This is a genomic window from Bosea sp. ANAM02 (assembly GCF_011764485.1).
In the GTDB taxonomy this organism is placed as follows: domain Bacteria; phylum Pseudomonadota; class Alphaproteobacteria; order Rhizobiales; family Beijerinckiaceae; genus Allobosea.
The window spans coordinates 2,712,485-2,732,699 of record NZ_AP022848.1 but is presented as its reverse complement, the minus strand read 5'-3'; the positions used below and the strand labels follow the sequence as shown (position 1 = coordinate 2,732,699).

Below are 20,215 nucleotides of genomic sequence, written 5' to 3'. Positions count from 1 at the left end.
CGATCGAGAATGCGCGCTAACGCACCTAGATCATTGCCATTCCGCCGTTGACGTGCAGGGTCTGGCCGGTCACGTATCCAGCTTCGGCGCTGGCAAGGAAGGCCACGGCGGCGGCCACGTCGGCCCCCTCGCCGAGACGCCCCATCGGCACGCCGGCGAGAATGCCCTCGCGCTGCTTGTCGTTGAGCGATTGCGTCATCGGCGACTCGATGAAGCCCGGCGCGACCACGTTAACGGTGATGTTGCGGCTGGCGACCTCGGCGGCGAGCGCCTTCGACATGCCGATCAGGCCGGCCTTGGCGGCAGCATAATTGCCCTGGCCGGGATTGCCGGTGGTGCCGACGACGGAGCCGATCGCGACGATTCGGCCGTAGCGGCGGCGCATCATCGATTTCACGGCCGCACGCGACAGGCGGAAGGCCGCCGTCAGGTTGACCGCGAGCACGCTGTCCCAATCCTCGTCCTTGAGGCGCATGAACAGGTTGTCGCGGGTGATGCCGGCATTGTTGACGAGAATGTCGAGCCCGCCGAGCTTCTCCTCGGCGCTCGGCACCAGCGCCTCGACCGAATCCTTGTCGGAGAGATTGCAGGGCGCGACCACGACGCGCTCGCCGAGTTCGGCCGCCAGGGCCTCAAGCGCATCGGCCCGCGTCCCGGAAATGGCGACGCTGGCACCCTGCGCATGCAGCGTCCGGGCGATGGCGCCGCCGAGGCCGCCGGTCGCGCCGGTGACCAGGGCCTTGCGGCCGGTCAGATCAAACATGTTCGCTCCCCTTTTTCGGCATCCTGCCGCTGCAGCCCATCCTGGGTTCTGCGCTTATCCTTTACGGGCCTTATAGGCCGCGATGTCGTCCGCCGTGCCGATCGAGACCGGAGCGGCGCCCGCGGCGATGCGCTTGACGAGACCGGCCAGCACCTTGCCGCTGCCGAGCTCGACAAAATCGGTGACGCCGGCGGCGGCCATCGCCTGCACGCATTCGCGCCAGCGCACCGTTCCGGTGACCTGCGCGATCAGCGAAGCCCGGATCGCATCGGCATCGCTCAGCGGCGCGGCACCGACATTGGCGACGACCGGCACGACCGGCGCCTGCATCGCGACCTTGGCGAGCGCATCGCGCATCGCGTCGGCGGCCGGCTGCATCAGGGCGCAGTGGAAAGGCGCGGAAACCGGCAGCAGCATGGCGCGCTTGACGCCGCGCTCGCCGGCCAGGGCAATGGCACGCTCGATCGCGGCCTTGGCGCCGGAGAGCACGACCTGGCCGCCGCCATTGTCGTTGGCGGCTTCGCAGACTTCGCCCTCAGCCGCGGCCGCGGCGATCTCGCGGGCGAGATCGAGCTCGGCGCCGAGAAGCGCCGCCATCGCGCCCTGCCCCGCCGGAACGGCCTTCTGCATGGCATCGCCGCGGATGCGCAGCAGGCGGGCGGCATCGCTGATCGAGAAGGTGCCGGCGGCGGCGAGCGCCGAATACTCGCCGAGCGAATGGCCGGCGACGAAGGCGGCGTCGCGCTTCAGGTCGAGCCCGGCCTCGCTTTCGAGCACGCGCACGACCGCCAGGCTGACCGCCATCAGGGCCGGCTGGGCATTGGCGGTCAGCGTCAGCTCCTCGGCAGGGCCTTCCCACATCACGGCCGAGAGCTTCTGCGACAGCGCCGCATCAACTTCGTCGAAGACCGACTTCGCGACGGGGAAGTTGTCGGCCAGGCTCTTGCCCATGCCGACCGCCTGCGAACCCTGGCCCGGAAAGATGAACGCCGTCGTCATGCTGTGAATGTCCCGGTCTTCATTATCAGTCATTCGTCTTATATGACGCGGCTGTCACATCGCTTCCGCCGCCAAGTCAAGCGCGGAACCGGAAATTTCCGCTCCCCAGCGGCTCAAGGCAGGCTGATTTTCGGTCGGAACCACGGCTTGTCATTCCGGGGCGCGGCTTCGGCGCGAACCCGGAACCCACGACTGGGCAGAACGTCCAATGTCGCATCATGAGCGGCTCACCCGGTCGTGGGTTCCGGGTTCTTCGCTCCGCGAAGCCCCGGAATGACAATCGTGTGGCAAGCGTCAACAGTTGCGCCTGACAATGGATTCCGGGTCAAGCCCGGAATGACGACGTGTTTCTGCATGCAATCGGCATAGGCTGCAGTCGCAAATTCCGGTTGCCATGGCGCGCCGGACACTGTAACGACCGCCTCCTGCTGGTTCGGCCGGAGGCTGAACGGATGGCGCTCGCCCGCAAGGGAGCGCGCAGGTTCCCCGGAACCGTCATCCCGTGTCTCCGCCTTCGAATGAAACCTGTCGGGCCTTATCCAGGGCTCGGAGGGCTCCGCGCCGGGCGAAGCAGGGTGAAACAAGGAAGGCCACATATGGCATTGTACGAGCATGTGCTGCTCGCGCGGCAGGATGTCAGCGCGCAGCAGGTCGAAGCCCTCGTCGAGCAGTTCAAGGGCGTGATCGAAACGAATGGCGGCGCCATTCGCAAGGTCGAGTACTGGGGCGTCAAGTCCCTCGGCTATCGCATCAAGAAGAACCGCAAGGCGCATTACACGCTGCTGAACATCGAGGCTCCCTCCGCCGCCGTGCTGGAGATGGAGCGCCAGATGCGCATCAACGAAGACATCCTGCGCTTCATGACCATCAAGGTCGACGAGCTCGAGGAAGGTCCGTCGGCCATGCTGCAGAAGCGTGACCGCGAGGACCGTCCGGAGCGTGGCGGCGACCGTTTCGACCGCGGCCCGCGCCGTGACCGTCCGCGTCGTGAAGACGAAGCGACCGAAACCGCCGAAGCGGAGGCCTGAGAATGTCGACTGCATCCGCCGGCGCCCGCCGCCCCTTCTTCCGCCGCCGCAAGTCCTGCCCGTTCTCGGGCGAAGGCGCCCCGAAGATCGACTACAAGGACGTGCGTCTGCTATCGCGCTACATCTCCGAGCGCGGCAAGATCGTTCCGTCCCGCATCACGGCGGTTTCCGCCAAGAAGCAGCGCGAGCTCGCCCAGGCGATCAAGCGCGCCCGCTTCCTCGGCCTGCTGCCCTACGTCATCCGCTGATCCGTTCATCCGGATCCGGATACTGACAATTGCCGGAGGCGCTTCCCGCGCCTCCGGTTCTCGCTTTCAAGATCAACCAGTCGCCCGGCGGTGAAACTCCATCGGGTTCGTTGAGGCCAAGGGCCTCTCACCCTGCCGAGCCAATGGGCTTGCGAGCAGCGGGACAGCAGGACGGAAGCATGATTCCGATTGTCGGCATCGGCGCGGGCCTCGTTTCGGCCCTGCTCTTCTCAGTGGTGATCACCGGATCGCCGCTGGCCGCGCTGCTGTATTCGGCCGCCCCTCTCCCGATCTTCATCGCATCTTTGGGCTGGAACCACCGCTCCGGGCTATTCGCCACGGCGGCCGGCGCGCTCGCCGTCGCCATCGCGCTTGCCCCGACCGGCGGCATCGCCTTCGCCCTGATCATCGCCTTGCCGGCCTGGTGGATCGCCTATCTCGCGCTGCTGGCCCGCGCCGACACGAACGGGCAGGTCGAGTGGTATCCGCTCGGCAACCTGCTGCTCTGGATCGCCGCCACCGCCGCGCTCGCGACCGTCGGCAGCGCGCTGGTGATGACCACCGATTACGAGGCCTATCGCTCGGTGATCGCGCGCATGATCGAGAACCTGCTGAACGAGATGGTGCGCGGCAAGCTGATCGCCCTGCCCGGCGACGTCCAGGTCAAGGAGCTGGCGCTGAGCCTGGCACCGGCCGTGCCGCTCGGCATCGGCGCCTCCTTCGTCACGACCATCACCGCCAATCTCTGGCTCGCGGCGCGCACCGTGAAGATGTCCGACCGGCTGCCGCGCCCCTGGCCCTTCATCCCGTCGACGACGCTGCCGCGCCAGGCGCTGCTGCTGCTGATCGCGGCCGCCTTCGTCGCGACGACGGGCGGCTTCACCGGCGTCGCCGCCATGGCCTTCGCCGGTGCGCTGCTCGCCGCCTTCATGTTCAGCGGGCTCGCCACGCTGCACGACATCTCGCGCGGCAAGCCCTGGCGGCTGCCGATGCTGATCTCGATCTATGTCGCCCTCGTCGTGATGCAGGCCGTGCTGACGCCGCTGCTCGCGATCGCCGGCGTCATCGACACGCTGCTCGGCCTGCGCAAGCGGGCCGCGCCGCCGCCTCCGCCTAACCGTTCCTGACAACCTCGTCTCAAGACAAAACAAGGAGAAGACAAATGGAAGTGATCCTGCTCGAGCGCGTCGCCAAGCTTGGCCAGATGGGCGACATCGTGAAGGTTCGCGACGGCTTCGGCCGCAACTACCTGCTCGCCCGCGGCAAGGCCCTGCGCGCCACCGAGGACAACAAGAAGCGCTTCGAGAGCCAGAAGCTCGAGCTCGAGACCCGCAACCTCGAGCTGAAGTCCGAGGCCGATGCCGTCGCCGAGCGCCTGAACGGCCAGAGCGTCACCATCCTGCGCCAGTCGGGCGAATCCGGCGTGCTCTACGGTTCGGTCTCGACCCGCGACATCGCCGAGGCCCTGACCAAGGACGGCTTCAACGTCTCGCGCGGCCAGGTGACGCTGAACACCCCGATCAAGACGCTCGGCCTGCACACCGTCCCGGTCGTGCTGCATCCGGAAGTCTCGGTCACCATCACCGTCAACGTCGCCCGTTCGGCTGAAGAGGCCGAGCGCCAGGCCGCCGGCGAGAACGTCACGGCCCGCGAGGAGTTCGATCTCGACGATCTCGGCCTCGAGGTCGGTGCGGCGCTGGCCGAGGCCGGCGACGTCGAGCTCTGAGCCCGGCAAGCTGCCGAATCGAGTCAAGGGCGCCGTGGCAACACGGCGCCTTTTTCATTTCAGGGCCTGTGCAAAGGCGTGGATGGAACCGGAGCCTGCTGGCACCGATTGTCAGAATGTTAAGGTAAATCCCTGCCCGACTCAGCCTCGCCAAGCCGCAGGCCTGCGCGGCTGATTGTCGGCTTGAATTCACCCAGCATTGATTTATCGGGACGGCCATGGCCACCGCTACAGCCCTCGTCGCCCGCCTCGACAACCGCGAGGCGGAATTCCGCGTCCAGCCTCACAATATCGAGGCGGAGCAGGCGCTATTGGGCGCGATCCTGGTCAATAACGACGCGTTCTACCGCGTCTCCGACTTCCTGCTGCCGGAGCATTTCTTCGAGCCGGTCCACCAGCGCGTCTACGAGCTGGTGGCGAGCATGATCCGCGCCGGCAAGATCGCGACGCCGATCACGCTCAAGACCTTCGTCAACGACATCGATCTCGGCGAGATCACGCCGAGCCAGTATCTCGCCCGCCTCGCGGCGGAGGCGACGACCGTGATCAACGCCGCCGATTACGGCCGCACGATCTACGACCTCGCGGTGCGCCGCCAGTTGATCGGCGTCGGCGAGGATCTCGTCAACGTCGCCTATGACGCGCCGGTCGAGATGGCGCCGCGCGAGCAGATCGAGGATGCCGAGCGCCGGCTCTACGAGCTCGCCGAAAAGGGCCGTTACGAGGGCGGCTTCCAGAAATTCGACGGGGCGCTGCGCCTCGCCATCGACATGGCGGCGAGCGCCTACCAGCGCGCCGGCGGCCTCTCCGGAATCTCGACCGGCCTGCGCGACGTCGACCAGCGCATGGGCGGCCTGCAGCGCTCGGACCTGCTCGTGCTCGCCGGGCGCCCCGCCATGGGCAAGACCTCGCTTGCGACCAATATCGCCTTCAACATCGCAAAAGCCTGGCGCGGCGAGCGTCAGGAGGACGGCACGATCAAGAGCGTGGATGGCGGCATCGTCGGCTTCTTCTCGCTGGAAATGTCGGCCGACCAGCTCGCGACCCGTATCGTCGCCGAGCAATCGGGCATCTCCTCCTACAAGATCCGGCAGGGCCGCATCACCGAGGGCGACTTCGCCCGCTTGACCGATGTCGCCGCCCAGATCGAGAAGCTGCCGCTCTATATCGACCAGACCGGCGGCATCTCGATCGCGCAGTTGATGGCGCGGGCCCGGCGCCTGAAGCGCCAGAAGGGGCTCGACGTCCTGTTCATCGACTACCTGCAACTGCTCTCCGGATCGTCCAAGAACGGCCAGAACCGCGTGCAGGAGCTGACCGAGATCACGACCAGCCTGAAGGCGCTGGCCAAGGAGCTCAACGTCCCGATCATCGCGCTCTCGCAGCTCTCGCGCCAGGTCGAGAATCGCGACGACAAGCGCCCGCAGCTCTCGGACCTGCGCGAATCCGGCTCGATCGAGCAGGACGCCGACGTCGTGATGTTCGTCTACCGCGAGGAGTACTACCTCAAGGGCAAGGAGCCGCGCCCCGGCACCGAAGAGCACAACAAGTGGCAGATCGAGATGGAGGCGATGCACGGCGTCGCCGAACTGATCATCGGCAAGCAGCGCCACGGCCCGACCGGCGCCGTGGCCTTGCAGTTCGACGCGGATGTGACACGCTTCTCCGACCGCGCCGACGAGTTGCGCCTTCCGGACCGTGAATGATGCCTGCCGACCTGCCTGATGCCGCCTTCGGCGCGACCCTCACCATCGATCTCGACGCGCTGGTCTCGAACTGGCGCCTGCTCGGCAAGCGCGCCGGCACCGAGGCCGGGGCCGTGGTCAAGGCGGACGCCTATGGCATCGGCATCGAGCCCGCCGTCACGGCACTGGCGAAAGCCGGCTGCAGGAGCTTCTTCGTCGCGCATGTCTCGGAGGCGATCCGCGCCCGCAAGGTCGCGCCCGATGCGACGATCTATGTGCTGAACGGCTTGCTCCCCGGTGCGGCCGAGACCTTCGCGGCGCATGGCCTGTCGCCGGTGCTGGGCTCACATGAGGAATTGCTGGAATGGGCCTCGTTCCGGCAGACCGGCGCGCAGGTCCGGCCGGCGGCTTTGCATGTCGACACGGCGATGAACCGGCTCGGCCTCTGGCCCGGCGAAGGCCTGAACCTCGCCCGCGAGCGCTCGGGCGTGATCGCGGCAGCGGGAATCGAGCTGGTGATGAGCCATTTCGCCTCCTCCGAGGACGAGGCGGACCCGGCCAATGCCCGCCAGATCGCCGCCTTCGCCGAGATCGCCGCGGCGCTGCCCGAGGTGCCGGCCTCGCTGAAGAACTCGTCCGGGCATTTCCTCAAGGGTTGCCCGTCCTACCAGCTCACCCGGCCGGGCTATGCGCTCTATGGCGGCAATCCGACGCCCGGCCAGCCGAACCCGATGAAGCCGGTCGTCGGGCTGGAGGCGACGATCATACAGACCCGCGAGGTCGAGGACGGCACGCAGGTCGGCTATAACGGGCGCTGGACCGCCAAGGGCAAGCGCAAGCTCGCCACGATCTGCCTCGGCTATGCCGACGGCTATCCGCGCAACGGAAGCTGGACGGATAGCTCGACGGGCGGATCGGTGCTGGTCGGCGGCGTCTCCTGCCCCTTCGTCGGCACGGTCTCGATGGACCTGATCATCATCGACGTGACCGATGCCCCGGCCGACGCCGCCAAGCGCGGTGGAAGCGTCACGCTGATCGGCGGGCCGCTCGACCTTGAGACCGTCGGCGGCGGCGCCAAGACGATCGGCTACGAGATCCTGACCAGCCTCGGCCGCCGCTATCACCGACGTTATATCGGCGGCTGATGGCCAAGCGCAGACCGACCTATCACTGCCAGGCCTGCGGCGCGGTCTATCACCGCTGGCAGGGCAAGTGCGACGCCTGCGGCACATGGTCCTCGCTGGTCGAGGATGCGCAGGCCGCGCCCGTTCCGGGCGGCGGGCGCCCCTCCTCCGGTGGCCGGGCGCGGGGCCGCGTCTTCGCGCTGGAGACGCTGAAAGGCGAGACGCAGGATGCGCCGCGCATCGCCTCCGGCATCGGCGAGCTCGATCGCGTCACCGGCGGCGGCTTCGTGCCGGGCTCAGTTCTGCTGATCGGCGGCGATCCCGGCATCGGCAAGTCGACGCTGCTGATGCAGGCCTGCGCGGCGCTCGCCAAGGCGGGCAGGCGCGTCGTCTATGTCTCGGGCGAGGAATCGACCGGACAGGTCAGGCTCCGCGCCGAGCGGATGGGGCTGGCCGAGGCGCCGGTCGATCTCGCAGCCGAGACCAATGTCGAGGATATCGTCGCGACGCTCGGCCAGGGCGAGCGCCCTGCCCTCGTGGTGATCGACTCGATCCAGACGATGTGGTCGGGCGAGGTCGAGAGCGCCCCGGGCACGGTGACGCAGGTGCGAGGCTCGGCTCAAGCGCTGATCCGCTATGCCAAGACATCCGGCGTCTGCCTGATCCTGGTCGGCCATGTCACCAAGGACGGGCAGATCGCCGGCCCGCGCGTGGTCGAGCACATGGTCGATGCCGTGCTGTCCTTCGAGGGCGAAGGCGCGCATTCCTTCCGCATCCTGCGCGGCCAGAAGAACCGCTTCGGCGCGACCGACGAGATCGGCGTCTTCGAGATGACCGGCAAGGGTCTATCCGAGGTGACCAATCCTTCGGCACTCTTCCTTGCGGGCCGCGACCAGCCGGCGCCGGGTGCGGCCGTCTTCGCGGGCATGGAGGGCACCCGGCCCGTCCTCGTCGAGATCCAGGCACTGGTCGCCCCGACCGCGCTCGGCACGCCGCGGCGCGCCGTCGTCGGCTGGGAGAACAGCCGGCTCGCCATGGTGCTCGCCGTGCTCGAGACGCATGGCGGCCTGAGGCTCGGCCAGCATGACGTCTATCTGAATGTGGCCGGTGGCCTGCGCGTCAACGAGCCCGCGGCCGATGTCGCGGTCGCCGCCGCGCTGGTCTCCTCGCTGAGCGGCGCGACCTTGCCGCAGGAAGCGGTCTATTTTGGCGAGATCGCGCTCTCCGGCGCGATTCGGCCGGTCGCGGTCGCGGCGGCGCGCCTCAGGGAAGCGGCCAAGCTCGGCTTCGAGGCCGCGCTGATGCCGGCCGGCGGCGCCGATCACGGCGACGGCAACGGGCTCACCCTGCGGCGTTTCGGCCATGTCACGGAACTCGTTGCCGATATCGCCGCGCGCGCACCTCGCAGAGATGTGAAATGACTTCGCCGAAAGGGTGACGCAGAGGCCGGGAACGCGTATAGCAAAGCCGAAACGGCCGCCCTGCCTCCGGCCGGTCGGCACCTGACCATAGCAAAGCGGCCCTCCCATGCCTGTCACCATTCTCGATCTCGTCGTCATCGGCGTGGTTCTGATCTCGGCTTTGCTCGCGGCCGTGCGCGGCTTCACGCGCGAAGTGCTGGCGATCGCCTCCTGGGTCGCCGCGGCGGCCGTCGCCTGGGTGTTCCACCCGCAGCTCGTGCCCTTCATCAAGCAGTACATCCCGGCAAGCTCGGCGCAGGACACGATCGCGCTGGTCGCCGCGATCGCGGCCCTGTTCCTGGGCACGCTGATCGTCGTCTCGCTGATCACGGCCCGCATCTCCGATTTCGTGCTGGATTCGCGCATCGGCGCGCTCGACCGTACGCTCGGCTTCGTCTTCGGCGCCGCGCGCGGCCTGCTCCTGGCGGTGATCGGTTACCTGTTCTTCACCGCGCTGGTCGGCGCCGAGAAGCTGCCGGTCTGGGCCAAGGACGCCAAGGCCAAGCCGATGCTGGAGGAGACCGGCCGCTCGCTGATCGCCATGCTGCCGCAGGACGTGAACGCCGATTTCATCAAGAACCTGCTGAAGAAACCGGCGGCCGAGACCGCGCCGGAAGCTCCGGCCGAGGAGCCGCGCAGCCCCGCGACGCCGGCACCGGTTGCGCCTGCCCCAGCCCGTCCCTAATTAGCGCGTAGAACGTTAGCTCAAGCCCCGTCGCCTGGAGCCAGACATGATCTCGCAAACCGAGCGTGATACCGCCTTCGATCCCAATGCCGACCGGCTGCGGGAGGAATGCGGCGTCTTCGGCATCTACGGCCATGCCGATGCCGCGGCGCTGACCGCGCTCGGCCTGCATGCGCTGCAGCATCGTGGCCAGGAGGCGGCGGGCATCGTCTCCTTCGACGGCAAGCGCTTCCACTCGGAGCGCCGGCTCGGCCTGGTCGGCGACGCCTTCTCGGAAGCGAGCGTCATCGACAAGCTCAAGGGCAGGCAGTCGATCGGCCATGTCCGCTATTCGACCACCGGCGAGACGATCCTGCGCAACGTCCAGCCGCTCTTCGCCGAACTGCATGGCGGCGGCTTCGCCGTGGCGCATAACGGCAACCTGACCAACGGGCTGAGCTTACGCCGCAACCTCGTCCGCGACGGCGCGATCTACCAGTCGACCTCCGATACCGAGGTGCTGCTGCATCTCGTCGCACGCAGCCGCAAGCAGAATTTCGTCGACCGCTTCATCGAGGCGATCCGCCAGATCGAGGGCGCCTATGCCTTCGTCGGCATCACCAACAAGAAGCTGATCGGCGCCCGCGACCCGCTCGGCATCCGCCCGCTCGTGCTCGGCGAGCTCGACGGTGCGCCCATCCTGACCTCCGAGACCTGCGCGCTCGACATTATCGGCGCCAAGTTCATCCGTGAGGCCGAGAACGGCGAGGTCGTGATCATCTCCGAAGCCGGGATCGAGAGCCACAAGCCCTTCCCGCCCGTGCCGGAACGGCCCTGCATCTTCGAATACATCTATTTCGCCCGCCCCGATTCGATCGTGAAGGGCCGCAGCATCTACGAGCGCCGCAAGGCGATGGGCGCGGTGCTGGCGCAGGAATCGCCGGCCGATGCGGATGTCATCGTGCCCGTGCCGGATTCCGGCGTGCCGGCGGCGCTGGGCTATGCCCAGGCCAGCGGCATCCCGTTCGAGCTCGGCATCATCCGCAACCATTATGTCGGCCGCACCTTCATCGAGCCGACGCAGAAGGTCCGCGAGCTCGGCGTCAAGCTGAAGCACTCGGCCAACCGCTCGGTGGTCGAGGGCAAGCGCGTCGTGCTGGTCGACGATTCGATCGTGCGCGGCACGACCTCGTTCAAGATCGTGAAGATGATGCGCGAGGCCGGCGCCCGCGAGGTGCATTTCCGCATCTCCTCGCCGCCGATCACCCATCCCGACTATTACGGCATCGATACGCCCGACCGGGAGAAGCTGCTCGCCGCGACCCATTCGCTGGAGGAGATGCGCCAGTTCGTCGGCGCGGATTCGCTGGCCTTCATCTCGGTGGACGGGCTCTACCGCGCCATGGGCCATGACGGGCGCGACCCGAAGCGGCCGCAATTCACCGACCACTGCTTCACCGGCGACTATCCGACCTCGCTGACCGACGTGATCGGCGAGAGCGCCAAGCAGCAGATCTCGCTGCTGGCCGAAGCCGGCTGAGCCTGACCGGGTTCCCTCCTCAGCCCTCATCCTGAGGAGCCGCGTAGCGGCGTCTCGAAGGATGGTCCAGGGGGCTCCCGAGATATCTGGGGCATCCTTCGAGATGCGCCTGCGGCGCTCCTCAGGATGAGGGCTGAGACGATGGCCATGAGGATTGACCGATGACCCAACCGCTCAAGGGGCGCGTCGCGCTCGTCACCGGCGCCTCGCGCGGCATCGGCCGGGCCGCGGCGCTCGCCTTCGCCGAAGCCGGCGCGCATGTCGTCGCGCTCGCCCGCACCTCCGGGGCACTTGAGGAGCTTGACGACGAGATCGTCGCGACCGGCGGCAGCGCCACACTCGTTCCGCTCGACCTCGCCGATGCCGGCGGGCTGGAGAAGCTCGGCCACGCCGTGACGGAGCGCTGGGGCAAGCTCGACATCCTGCTCGCCAATGCCGGCGTGCTCGGCTCGCTCAGCCCGCTCGACCATGTCACCGAGAAGGACTGGGCCCGGGTCCTCGACATCAACGTCACCGCCAACTGGCGCCTGCTCAAGGCGCTCGATCCGGCGCTGCGCGCATCCGATGCCGGTCGCGTGCTGCTGATGACCTCGGGCGCCGCGCATAAGTGCACGGCCTATTGGGGCCCCTATTCGGTCTCCAAGGCCGCCGTGGAGGCTCTGGGGCGCACCTATGCGGCCGAGACGGCGACGACGCCGGTCAAGCTCATGCTGGTCAATCCGGGGCCGTTGCGCACCAAGATGCGGGCCGAGGCGATGCCGGGCGAAGACCCGGAAACGTTGAAGACGCCGGAGGAGCTGGCGCCGCATCTGGTCCGGCTGGCATCGCCCGACTGGGCCGAGAGCGGCAAGATCTTCGACTTCCCGCAGGGTAAGGTGCTCACCCCGCAATTACCGGTCTGATCGCGCTATTCGGCGCGCAGCCAGCGCAGCAGGCCGGCCTGATCGCCGCTCTCGACGGCGGCCGCGACGCGCCGGCCGACAGACGCACCGAACTTGTAGCCATGGCCGGAACAGGCGGAAACCGCCGTCACCCGGCCGATCTGCCGCGACAGGAACTTGCGGTCCGCCGTGAAAGTATAGGCGCAAGTGACGACGCGCTCGACGCGGTACTCGCCGATGCGCGCGAAGGGCGGGGAGAAATAGTCGCGGATCTGCTCGCCCTCGCTTGCCCGCGGCTCGCGCTCCTCGTCGGGCTGGCGCGGGCGCTTGTGCACGCCGGCGCCGACCTTGAGCCCGGTGCCGTCGACCGGCGGCAGGACATAGCCATCGACCGAGCCGCCGACATCGACGATGACCGGAGCGGCCTCCCAGGCCGCCTTCAGGTCATCAGGCGGGGCGAGATAGGCGACGGCGGTGCGATAGGTCGTGAGCACGTCGGCAAGCTCCGGCAGGAGCTTCAGCACCCAGGCACCGGAGCTGACGACGATGCGGTCGAAGCTCGCCGCCTCGCCATCGGCCAGTGCGATGCGCCCGCTCTCGGGGTCGATCGCGGCGACCGTCGCGCCCTCGCGCAGGGTGACGCCGCGCTCGCGCAGCAGGCGGACCATGTCCGCGGCGATGCGGGCCGGGAAGAGCGCGCCGCCCTCCGGGCTGAGATAGGCGTAGCGGATCGTCGCGGCGTCGATGAACGGATAGCGCCGGGCGGCCTCGGCCGCATCATAGAGCTCGTAGGGCGAGGCCATGCGGTCGAGGCCCTCGCGGTATTCCTCGCCCTCGTCGCCCCCGGTCTGGGAAATGCCGAGCACGCCGCAGGGCGTGTAATGCTGCTTGCCGAGATCGGCCCAGAGCTCGCTCCAGGCCTCGAAGGCCTCGGTGATGGTGCGCGCATAGCCGTCGGCGCCGCCATAGGCGCGGCGGATGATGCGGTGCTGGTCGCCGGAAGCCGCATAGCGGTTGGGGATCTGCGGCGCCTGCTCATAGAGCGTCACCTCATGCCCGCGCCTGTTCAGCGACCAGGCGGTGGAAAGCCCGGCGATACCGGCGCCGACGACCGCGACCTTCATCAGCCCTTGCGCTCCTTGTCATAGGGATTGGCGCCGCCGCGGCGATGCAGGCGGATCGGCGTGCCCGGAAGCTCGAAAGCGTCCCGGAGATTGTTGACGAGATAGCGGGTGTAGGACACCGGCAGATGATCGAGCTGGTTGCCGAACAGCGCGAAGGTCGGCGGCCGCGCCTTGGCCTGCGTCATGTAGCGGATCTTGATGCGCCGCCCGGCCACGGCTGGAGGCGGATGGGCCGAGAGCACGCCTTCGAGCCAGCGGTTGATGCGCGCGGTCGAGACGCGGCGGTTCCAGACGCCATAGGCCGAGAACACGCCCTGCATCAGCTTGTCGATGCCCTCGCCGGCGAGGCCGGAGAGCGGGATGATCGGCACGCCGCGCACCTGCGCCAGCAGATGGTTGGCCTTCTCCTTGAGCTCGGCCAGCAGGCCCTGCTTGTCGGCGACGAGGTCCCATTTGTTGAGGCCGATGACGACCGCCCGGCCCTCGCGCTCGGTCAGGTCGACCAGCGTCAGGTCCTGCTTCTCGAAGGGGATGGTAGCGTCGAGGAGCACGACCACGACCTCGGCGAAGCGGATCGCGCGCAGCGAGTCGGCGACCGACAGCTTCTCCAGCTTCTCCTCGATCCGGGCGCGCTTGCGCATACCGGCGGTGTCGAAGAGCTTGACCTTGCGGCCGCGCCATTCCCAGTCGACCGAGATGGTGTCGCGGGTGATGCCGGCCTCGGGACCGGTCAGCATCCGCTCCTCGCCGATCATGCGGTTGACCAGGGTCGACTTGCCGGCGTTGGGGCGGCCGATGATGGTGACGCGCAAGGGACGATCGGGATCGATATCCTCCTCGTCATCCGTATCTGCGGCGGGGACGTCGGCCCAGGCCGTCTCGTCCTCGTCGTCCTCGGGCTCGTCGGGGATGTAAGGCGCGAGCGCTTCCAGCAGGTCCGAGGTGCCCTCGCCATGCTCGGCAGAGAACGGCACGGGGTCGCCGAGGCCGAGGCCGTAGGACTCGATGATGCCGTCGGTGCCCTTCTTCCCCTCGGCCTTGTTGGCGAGCAGGATCACCGGCTTGCCGGAGCGGCGCACCAGATCGGCAAAGGGCTGGTCCATCGGCGTGATGCCGAGGCGGGCGTCGATCATGAAGAGCACGACATCGGCCTGCGCGATCGCGGTCTCGGTCTGGGCGCGCATACGGCCGGCAAGCGAATCCTTGTCGGCCTCCTCGAGACCGGCGGTGTCGATCACCTTGAAGCGGAGATGGCCGAGGGTGGCGTCGCCCTCGCGGCGGTCGCGCGTCACGCCCGGCCGATCATCGACCAGCGCGAGCTTCTTGCCGACCAGCCGGTTGAACAGCGTCGACTTGCCGACATTGGGGCGCCCGATCAGGGCGACGATGGCTGTCATGCGTTTCACATATTCCGTGGTCATCCCGGCCAAGCGAAGCGCCGAGCCGGGATCCATGCCTGAACTTTAGCGGAAACGCTCAGGCATGGATCCCGGGTCTCCCTCCGGTCGCCCGGGATGACTCGCGTGGTCTTCTAGTTCTTCACCGTGACGGGACCGCCACGGACCAGAGCGAGATAGAGCTCGACGCGCTGGCGCAGGGCCGCCGGCGCCTGCGGATCGGTGATCGCGGCGTCGAACCAGCGCCCGGCATCCTCGAAGAGATCCGCCTTGAGCGCGGCGATGCCGAGGAATTCGCGGGCCGTGTGACGCCAGACGCCCTGAGCGGTCGCGAGCGGCTCAAGCGCCGTCTTGACCTCGGGATAGGGCGCGAGATCGACACGCAGGATGCCGGCGCGCAATTTGGCGAGGTCACGGGAAGTCTGGTCGAGCGAGGCGTCGCCAGCGAGCGCATCGAAGGCGGCGACGCCGGCGGCGGCATCGCGCTTGGCCGTCTCGGCGGCGAGGCGGAAGCGGGCGATCAGGCGATAGCCGGCCGGCGCCGTGGTCGAGAGTTCCTTCAGGATGGTCTCGGCCTGGGCGGCGTCGCCGTCGCGGGAGGATTTCAGCGCCGCTTCGAGGCGCGCGCCGACGGCCTGCGAAGCCTGATTCTCGCGATGCAGCCAGTACTGCCAGCCGGCAACGGCGAGCACCGCCAGCACGGCAAGGCTGGTGACGACCCAGCCATATTTCTTCCAGAGCTCCGCAGCTTTGTCGCGGCGGACTTCCTCATCGATCTCGCGAAAAATATCGGCCATTTGACTGTCAAAATCCCTGTTGGGAGCCCGGTAGCATTTTCGGGAGGGGAATGCGAGCCGGTTCAGCGCATGGTGCGGCCTGCATGGGGCGCTGCCGGCTCCGGCAGCGCCCCGGAACGGCATGCGCCCCGCTCTACGATCGGCCCGCCCTGAACAGCAGGCTGCCGTCGCCGTAGGAGTAGAAGCGGTAATTCGCTGCGATCGCATGGGCATAGGCCCGTTTCATCATGTCCAATCCGCAGAAGGCGGAGACGAGCATGAACAGCGTCGAGCGCGGCAGATGGAAGTTCGTCATCAGCATGTCGACCGCGCGGAAGCGGTAGCCGGGCGTGATGAAGATCGCGGTGTCGCCTGAGAAGGCCCGGATCGTGCCATCCTCGGCCGCAGCGCTCTCGATCAGGCGCAGCGAGGTCGTGCCGATGCAGACGATGCGCCCGGCCCTCGCCTTGACGGCATTGAGGGCGGCGGCGGTCTCGGCCGAGACCGTGCCCCATTCGGCATGCATGCGATGATCGTCGGTGTCGTCGGCCTTCACCGGCAGGAAGGTGCCGGCACCGACATGGAGCGTGACGAAATGCCGGCTGACGCCGCGGGCGTCCAATGCCGCCAGCAGGTCCGGCGTGAAATGCAGGCCCGCGGTCGGCGCGGCGACGGCGCCGTCGTTCCGGGCGAAATGGGTCTGGTAGTCGGCCGTGTCGGCGCTATCGGTCGGGCGCTTGCCGGCGATATAGGGCGGCAGCGGCAATTCGCCGAGCCGCGCGATCGCCTCGTCGAGATAGGCGCCCGTCAGGCTGAACTGCAATTCGACCTCACCGCCCTCGCCCCTGGCGATCACTTCGGCCTGCAGACGGCCAAGCTCGCAGGCATTGCTGGCGGCTTCCGAATCGAAGACCACGCGTTCGCCAAGCGCCAGCTTCTTGGCCGGCCGGGCGAAGGCGAGCCAGCGATCCTCGCTCTCGCGCTTGTGCAGCATGATCTCGATGCGGGCCGAATCCGCGCCGCGATAGCGTCGCCCGCGCAGGCGGGAGGGGATGACGCGCGTGTCGTTGAGGACGAGCGCGTCGCCCGGCTGAAGCAGCACGACGAGATCGCGGATGCCGCGATCCTCCAGCGGCTCGGGAGCGTCCGGGCGCACGACGAGCAGCCGCGCCGCATCGCGCGGGCTTGCGGGCCTCAGCGCGATACGTTCCTCGGGCAGGTCGAAATCGAAGAGATCGACGTTCATCGGGCTGGAGTTTGTTGCCTATCGCACAAACGCGCGGGTCAAGCCGGAGGGTGCCACGCGTCATTCTCGGGCGACGCGAAGCGCAGACCCGAGAATCTCTTGCAGGAAAGGGCGCCTTCTCGTCCTGAGATGCTCGGGTCAAGACCGAGCATGACGGAGGAGGCGGAAACGTCAGCTTCAGGCCGCGTCGGCCATCAACTTCATCGAGACGATCGAGTCGGGATCGCGCACAGGCTCGCCGCGCTTGATCTTGTCGACATTCTCCATGCCTTCCACGACCTCGCCCCAGACGGTGTACTGCTTGTCGAGGAAGCGGGCATCGTCGAACACGATGAAGAACTGGCTGTTGGCCGAGTTCGGGTTCTGGGCGCGGGCCATCGAGCAGATGCCGCGCACATGCGGCTCGGCGTTGAACTCCTGAGTCAGGTCCGGATAGCTCGAGCCGCCGGTGCCGGTGCCATGCGGGCAGCCGACCTGGGCCATGAAGCCGTCGATGACGCGGTGGAAGACGATGCCGTCATAGAAGCCCTCGCGGGCGAGCAGCTTGATGCGCTCGACATGGCCCGGCGCGAGGTCGGGACGCAGCTTGATCACCACCTTGCCCTTGGTGGTTTCCATCACGATGGTGTTCTCGGGATCCAGCGACATCAGGTCTGCCTTTCGTTGAGCCGCGTGCGGCCGTGGAAGCGAATGGTGAAGGGTCGCCCCGCGATACTCGCTCCGAGGCCCGCCGACAACCTCATCGGCGTGCAGGAGCGGATCGCGGCGACGGCGGAGTCGCTGAAGCGTTGCTGGAATGCGGCATCGCCGCGCTTCGTTTCCCAGGTGACGCGCGGCTGGCCGAAGAGACTGCCGTCGCGCCGTAGGCTGAAGCGAAGCGAGACCATCGCTCCGGTCAGGTCGCCAGGCAGCGGCGGCGGATTCCAGCACCGCCGGAGCGCGGGAGCGATCTCGTCAAGCCGGTTGACGGTCTCCGCGCCATCCGGCGGATTGTCCGGCGTGACCTGACCGATCAGTCCGATCTCGCCGCCGCCGCGCAGTTGGCGCGGCGAGCCGAGGCGGCGCTGATCCAGGCCGGGGACGTCATTGCCGCTGAAGGGACCGCCGATACCCGGATTGTAGCGCTGGCCGCTCTGCGGCGGCAGGATCGGGTTCTGCGAGCCCGAGGGCGGAGGGAGGACCAGATTCTGCGAGCCGGAGGGCGGCGGCAGGCCGAGATCGCGCGTGTCCTGCGCGAGCGCCCCGCTCGCGCAGAGCGCGAGGGTGATCCCGATCAGAGCCGTCCGAACCATCGTCGCACCCTCCCCGGCTCGCCCTGCGCGCAACCCTGCCGGCTTACTTGGCGTCGGCCTGCAGGCGCATGCGGACGATTTTGTCGGGGCCGCTCACCTGGCCGCTGCCGGGAGCGCCCTTCTTGATCTTGCGCACCGCATCCATGCCCGAGACGACTTCGCCGAACAGCGTGTACTGGCCGGTCAGCGAGCCGCAGCCCTCGTAGCAGATGAAGAACTGCGAATTGGCCGAATCCGGCGAGGACGAGCGGGCCATGCCGACCGAGCCGACCTTGTAGGGGGTCGGCGTGAATTCGGCAGGCAGGTTCGGCAGGTCGGACTTGCCGGTGCCGGTGCCGGTCGGATCGCCGGTCTGGGCCATGAAGCCGTCGATGACGCGGTGGAAGACGATGCCGTCGTAGAAACCACGCTTCACCAGCGTCTTGATCTGCGCGACATGCTTCGGCGCCAGATCCGGCCGCAGGCGGATCGTCACCGGGCCGTCCTTGGTCTCGAGGATGACGGTGTTTTGCGGATCGGGCTTCGGCGTCTGCGCCTGGGCGAAACCGAACGAGGCGACGACGGCAAGGGCGGCGAGCGAGCTGCGCAGCATGAAGATCTCCATGGCCGCCGGCGAGCCCGGCGGATGCCGGTCGATAGCCCTATCCTTTGGCCGGAACAAGGCATCGTTCGATTCAGCGACCTGCCCTTGCTGCACTGCACAAGTGCAATGGAGACTAATCTTGCAAAAATTCCAGGCTGACGCTGCCTAAACTGATGACAGCGCCGTCACAATCGGCTAATCCTTCCGGCGCTGGGAGCGCTTTGCGGGTCGAAGCGCTGCGGACCAGGTCTTGGGAGGAACAAACGCCCGCCTTGCAAAACGAGTCGCACGCTTTCCGAAGACGTGTGCCGGTGCAGCGGTAAAAGCGGACTATCAAAGGCAAGGCATCGGCCTTGCCTTTTTTCTTGGGCGGAATCCCTAACTCGCCGTCATTCCGGGGCGGGCCCTCAGGCCGGAACCCAAGAACACGAGATTGGTCCAAAAGCCGTCATCCTCGCCCTTGTGACGAGCATCGACGCCTTGAACACCACCTGCGATGAAGGAAGACGTGGATGGTCGGGACAAGCCCGACCATGACGGCAGCGTCGTGCTCATGGGTTCCGGGCTCTTCGCTGCGCGAAGCCCCGCAATGACGGCCGTTCTTTCGAAGCCGGCTCAAATGTCGTAGGTCACCCAGACATACCAGACACAGACGAAGATCACCGCCGCGATCAGCGAGGTGATGACGGCTTTCTTGAGAAGGCCCGGCAACACCGGCGCGCCGGGTTCGGTCCCGGCCACGACATCGCCCGCCTCATCCTGGCTGCGGATGCCGAAGGGCAGCACAGCGAAGAGCGTGATCCACCAGATCACGAAATAAAGGGCAAGGCCGCCGACGACGTTCATGCCGGCTTCCCCGCGAGCGCGATGCAGGAAAAGGCGACCCGTGCCTCGGTGGGCACGCCGAAGCGCGCGGTATGGCGGGCCGGCAGGCCGCCCGGAAAATGCTTCACGTATTCGGCGTTGCAGACGGCGTAATCGGCCGGGTCGGTAATCAGCATCGTCATCTGGACGACGCGATCAAGGGAGCTCCCGGCTTCCGCCAGAATCTCGGCGACGCGGCCGAGCGCATTGCGGACCTCCTCGGCCGGCGTCTGGCCGCGATGGATGCCGCGCGCCGGATCATGCGGCGCCGAATGGCCGGAGACGAAGACGAGCCCGCCCGCGACAGTCGCGGCGCTGAAGGGACGCGGCGAGCCGGCCTCCGGCTGGCCCAGGAAAGCGATCTCGGTCGAAGCGAAGTCGGTCATCGTCGTCAGGCCTGTTCGAGTTCGACCAGCGTGCCCAGGAAATCCTTGGGATGCAGGAACAGCACGGGCTTGCCATGGGCGCCGATACGCGGCTCGCCGGAGCCCAGCACGCGGGCGCCCTGCGCCTTCAGGCGGTCTCGTGCCGCGAGGATATCGTCGACCTCGTAGCAGATATGGTGGATGCCGCCATCGGCGTTGCGCTCAAGGAACTTCGCGATCGGCGAGTCGGCGCCGAGCGGTTCCAGCAGCTCGATCTTGGTGTTGGGCAACTCGACGAAGACGACGGTGACGCCGTGCTCCGGCTCGGCCTGCGGCTGCGACACGCGCGCCCCCAGCGTATCGCGATAGAGCGCCGTCGAGGCTTCGAGGTCCTTCACCGCAATGGCGACGTGGTTCAGGCGTCCGATCATATCCCTCTTCCCGATCACA

At 67.6% G+C, this 20,215-nt stretch carries 22 protein-coding genes; 10 read left to right on the top strand and 12 right to left on the bottom strand.

The genetic code is table 11. The features are described 5' to 3' along the window. Positions 1–25: 25 nt before the first annotated feature. Together fabG and fabD are read right to left on the bottom strand one after the other, a co-directional pair. On the bottom strand, positions 26–763 hold the full coding sequence (gene fabG / locus OCUBac02_RS13210) for a 3-oxoacyl-[acyl-carrier-protein] reductase (RefSeq protein WP_173046184.1): 738 nt from the start codon (positions 761–763) through the stop codon (positions 26–28). Positions 764–817: 54 nt separating this feature from the next. After that, on the bottom strand, positions 818–1,762 hold the full coding sequence (gene fabD / locus OCUBac02_RS13205; RefSeq protein WP_173046182.1) for an ACP S-malonyltransferase: 945 nt from the start codon (positions 1,760–1,762) through the stop codon (positions 818–820). A gap of 596 nt (positions 1,763–2,358) precedes the next feature. Between fabD and rpsF the strand changes: the two genes are divergently transcribed. The 10 genes from rpsF to OCUBac02_RS13155 all read left to right on the top strand — a co-directional run bounded on the left by rpsF (position 2,359) and on the right by OCUBac02_RS13155 (position 12,139). Next, positions 2,359–2,790 (top strand): 30S ribosomal protein S6, encoded by a 432-nt coding sequence (rpsF, locus tag OCUBac02_RS13200; RefSeq protein ID WP_047578888.1) that lies wholly within the window; start codon positions 2,359–2,361, stop codon positions 2,788–2,790. A 2-nt stretch (positions 2,791–2,792) separates the two neighbouring features. Next, complete coding sequence (rpsR, locus tag OCUBac02_RS13195; RefSeq protein ID WP_038367644.1) at positions 2,793–3,038, top strand: 30S ribosomal protein S18; 246 nt, start codon at positions 2,793–2,795, stop codon at positions 3,036–3,038. A 179-nt stretch (positions 3,039–3,217) separates the two neighbouring features. Next, positions 3,218–4,165, top strand: coding sequence for a DUF2232 domain-containing protein (locus OCUBac02_RS13190; protein WP_173046180.1), 948 nt, complete (start codon positions 3,218–3,220; stop codon positions 4,163–4,165). A 35-nt stretch (positions 4,166–4,200) separates the two neighbouring features. Then, complete coding sequence (gene rplI, locus OCUBac02_RS13185) at positions 4,201–4,764, top strand: 50S ribosomal protein L9 (RefSeq protein WP_047578883.1); 564 nt, start codon at positions 4,201–4,203, stop codon at positions 4,762–4,764. A 218-nt stretch (positions 4,765–4,982) separates the two neighbouring features. Beyond that, positions 4,983–6,470, top strand: a complete 1,488-nt coding sequence (locus OCUBac02_RS13180) for a replicative DNA helicase (protein ID WP_047578879.1) — start codon at positions 4,983–4,985, stop codon at positions 6,468–6,470. Further along, positions 6,467–7,594, top strand: a complete 1,128-nt coding sequence (gene alr / locus OCUBac02_RS13175; RefSeq protein ID WP_244638920.1) for an alanine racemase — start codon at positions 6,467–6,469, stop codon at positions 7,592–7,594. Before OCUBac02_RS13180 ends, alr begins: the two co-directional genes overlap by 4 nt. Then, the gene (gene radA, locus OCUBac02_RS13170) at positions 7,594–8,994 is read left to right on the top strand and encodes a DNA repair protein RadA (protein WP_173046177.1); all 1,401 of its coding nucleotides are present in this window, start codon (positions 7,594–7,596) and stop codon (positions 8,992–8,994) included. The genes alr and radA overlap by 1 nt, the downstream gene beginning before the upstream one ends. A gap of 106 nt (positions 8,995–9,100) precedes the next feature. Further along, entirely contained in the window at positions 9,101–9,718 is a 618-nt protein-coding gene (locus tag OCUBac02_RS13165) for a CvpA family protein (protein ID WP_173046175.1), read from the top strand. Between the two features lie 46 nt (positions 9,719–9,764). Then, the gene (purF, locus tag OCUBac02_RS13160; protein ID WP_173046173.1) at positions 9,765–11,237 is read left to right on the top strand and encodes an amidophosphoribosyltransferase; all 1,473 of its coding nucleotides are present in this window, start codon (positions 9,765–9,767) and stop codon (positions 11,235–11,237) included. Positions 11,238–11,398: 161 nt separating this feature from the next. Further along, complete coding sequence (locus tag OCUBac02_RS13155) at positions 11,399–12,139, top strand: SDR family NAD(P)-dependent oxidoreductase (RefSeq protein ID WP_173046171.1); 741 nt, start codon at positions 11,399–11,401, stop codon at positions 12,137–12,139. 5 nt (positions 12,140–12,144) lie between these two features. Here OCUBac02_RS13155 and OCUBac02_RS13150 read toward each other — a convergent pair whose 3' ends face one another. The 10 genes from OCUBac02_RS13150 to mce form a co-directional block, all read right to left on the bottom strand. Beyond that, a complete protein-coding gene (locus OCUBac02_RS13150; RefSeq protein WP_173046170.1) occupies positions 12,145–13,242 on the bottom strand; it encodes an NAD(P)/FAD-dependent oxidoreductase in 1,098 nt (365 codons plus the stop codon). Then, a complete protein-coding gene (gene der, locus OCUBac02_RS13145) occupies positions 13,242–14,639 on the bottom strand; it encodes a ribosome biogenesis GTPase Der (RefSeq protein ID WP_173046168.1) in 1,398 nt (465 codons plus the stop codon). Before der ends, OCUBac02_RS13150 begins: the two co-directional genes overlap by 1 nt. 134 nt (positions 14,640–14,773) lie before the next feature. Continuing rightward, positions 14,774–15,436 (bottom strand): tetratricopeptide repeat protein, encoded by a 663-nt coding sequence (locus OCUBac02_RS13140; RefSeq protein ID WP_173046166.1) that lies wholly within the window; start codon positions 15,434–15,436, stop codon positions 14,774–14,776. A gap of 133 nt (positions 15,437–15,569) precedes the next feature. Continuing rightward, on the bottom strand, positions 15,570–16,661 hold the full coding sequence (queA, locus tag OCUBac02_RS13135; protein WP_173046164.1) for a tRNA preQ1(34) S-adenosylmethionine ribosyltransferase-isomerase QueA: 1,092 nt from the start codon (positions 16,659–16,661) through the stop codon (positions 15,570–15,572). A 177-nt stretch (positions 16,662–16,838) separates the two neighbouring features. Beyond that, entirely contained in the window at positions 16,839–17,309 is a 471-nt protein-coding gene (locus OCUBac02_RS13130) for a peptidylprolyl isomerase (protein ID WP_173046163.1), read from the bottom strand. Continuing rightward, the gene (locus tag OCUBac02_RS13125) at positions 17,309–17,953 is read right to left on the bottom strand and encodes a hypothetical protein (protein WP_173046162.1); all 645 of its coding nucleotides are present in this window, start codon (positions 17,951–17,953) and stop codon (positions 17,309–17,311) included. Before OCUBac02_RS13125 ends, OCUBac02_RS13130 begins: the two co-directional genes overlap by 1 nt. Positions 17,954–17,996: 43 nt before the next feature. Further along, positions 17,997–18,545, bottom strand: a complete 549-nt coding sequence (locus OCUBac02_RS13120; RefSeq protein ID WP_047575246.1) for a peptidylprolyl isomerase — start codon at positions 18,543–18,545, stop codon at positions 17,997–17,999. Positions 18,546–19,151: 606 nt separating this feature from the next. Then, complete coding sequence (locus OCUBac02_RS13115; protein ID WP_173046161.1) at positions 19,152–19,382, bottom strand: DUF1467 family protein; 231 nt, start codon at positions 19,380–19,382, stop codon at positions 19,152–19,154. After that, positions 19,379–19,786 carry a RidA family protein gene (locus OCUBac02_RS13110; protein ID WP_173046160.1) on the bottom strand — a complete coding sequence of 136 codons (408 nt, stop codon included), beginning with the start codon at positions 19,784–19,786 and terminating at the stop codon, positions 19,379–19,381. Before OCUBac02_RS13110 ends, OCUBac02_RS13115 begins: the two co-directional genes overlap by 4 nt. A gap of 5 nt (positions 19,787–19,791) precedes the next feature. Next, positions 19,792–20,196: a methylmalonyl-CoA epimerase gene (mce, locus tag OCUBac02_RS13105; RefSeq protein ID WP_047575196.1), complete on the bottom strand. Its 405-nt coding sequence runs from the start codon at positions 20,194–20,196 to the stop codon at positions 19,792–19,794. Positions 20,197–20,215 lie beyond the last annotated feature (19 nt).

What these genes read in the sequence shown, in the direction of transcription:
- fabG (WP_173046184.1), bottom strand. Translation starts at nt 763, where the DNA reads ATGTTTGATCTGACCGGCCGCAAGGCCCTGGTCACCGGCGCGACCGGC.
- fabD (WP_173046182.1), bottom strand. Translation starts at nt 1,762, where the DNA reads ATGACGACGGCGTTCATCTTTCCGGGCCAGGGTTCGCAGGCGGTCGGC.
- rpsF (WP_047578888.1), top strand. Translation starts at nt 2,359, where the DNA reads ATGGCATTGTACGAGCATGTGCTGCTCGCGCGGCAGGATGTCAGCGCG.
- rpsR (WP_038367644.1), top strand. Translation starts at nt 2,793, where the DNA reads ATGTCGACTGCATCCGCCGGCGCCCGCCGCCCCTTCTTCCGCCGCCGC.
- OCUBac02_RS13190 (WP_173046180.1), top strand. Translation starts at nt 3,218, where the DNA reads ATGATTCCGATTGTCGGCATCGGCGCGGGCCTCGTTTCGGCCCTGCTC.
- rplI (WP_047578883.1), top strand. Translation starts at nt 4,201, where the DNA reads ATGGAAGTGATCCTGCTCGAGCGCGTCGCCAAGCTTGGCCAGATGGGC.
- OCUBac02_RS13180 (WP_047578879.1), top strand. Translation starts at nt 4,983, where the DNA reads ATGGCCACCGCTACAGCCCTCGTCGCCCGCCTCGACAACCGCGAGGCG.
- alr (WP_244638920.1), top strand. Translation starts at nt 6,467, where the DNA reads ATGATGCCTGCCGACCTGCCTGATGCCGCCTTCGGCGCGACCCTCACC.
- radA (WP_173046177.1), top strand. Translation starts at nt 7,594, where the DNA reads ATGGCCAAGCGCAGACCGACCTATCACTGCCAGGCCTGCGGCGCGGTC.
- OCUBac02_RS13165 (WP_173046175.1), top strand. Translation starts at nt 9,101, where the DNA reads ATGCCTGTCACCATTCTCGATCTCGTCGTCATCGGCGTGGTTCTGATC.
- purF (WP_173046173.1), top strand. Translation starts at nt 9,765, where the DNA reads ATGATCTCGCAAACCGAGCGTGATACCGCCTTCGATCCCAATGCCGAC.
- OCUBac02_RS13155 (WP_173046171.1), top strand. Translation starts at nt 11,399, where the DNA reads ATGACCCAACCGCTCAAGGGGCGCGTCGCGCTCGTCACCGGCGCCTCG.
- OCUBac02_RS13150 (WP_173046170.1), bottom strand. Translation starts at nt 13,242, where the DNA reads ATGAAGGTCGCGGTCGTCGGCGCCGGTATCGCCGGGCTTTCCACCGCC.
- der (WP_173046168.1), bottom strand. Translation starts at nt 14,639, where the DNA reads ATGACAGCCATCGTCGCCCTGATCGGGCGCCCCAATGTCGGCAAGTCG.
- OCUBac02_RS13140 (WP_173046166.1), bottom strand. Translation starts at nt 15,436, where the DNA reads ATGGCCGATATTTTTCGCGAGATCGATGAGGAAGTCCGCCGCGACAAA.
- queA (WP_173046164.1), bottom strand. Translation starts at nt 16,661, where the DNA reads ATGAACGTCGATCTCTTCGATTTCGACCTGCCCGAGGAACGTATCGCG.
- OCUBac02_RS13130 (WP_173046163.1), bottom strand. Translation starts at nt 17,309, where the DNA reads ATGTCGCTGGATCCCGAGAACACCATCGTGATGGAAACCACCAAGGGC.
- OCUBac02_RS13125 (WP_173046162.1), bottom strand. Translation starts at nt 17,953, where the DNA reads ATGGTTCGGACGGCTCTGATCGGGATCACCCTCGCGCTCTGCGCGAGC.
- OCUBac02_RS13120 (WP_047575246.1), bottom strand. Translation starts at nt 18,545, where the DNA reads ATGCTGCGCAGCTCGCTCGCCGCCCTTGCCGTCGTCGCCTCGTTCGGT.
- OCUBac02_RS13115 (WP_173046161.1), bottom strand. Translation starts at nt 19,382, where the DNA reads ATGAACGTCGTCGGCGGCCTTGCCCTTTATTTCGTGATCTGGTGGATC.
- OCUBac02_RS13110 (WP_173046160.1), bottom strand. Translation starts at nt 19,786, where the DNA reads ATGACCGACTTCGCTTCGACCGAGATCGCTTTCCTGGGCCAGCCGGAG.
- mce (WP_047575196.1), bottom strand. Translation starts at nt 20,196, where the DNA reads ATGATCGGACGCCTGAACCACGTCGCCATTGCGGTGAAGGACCTCGAA.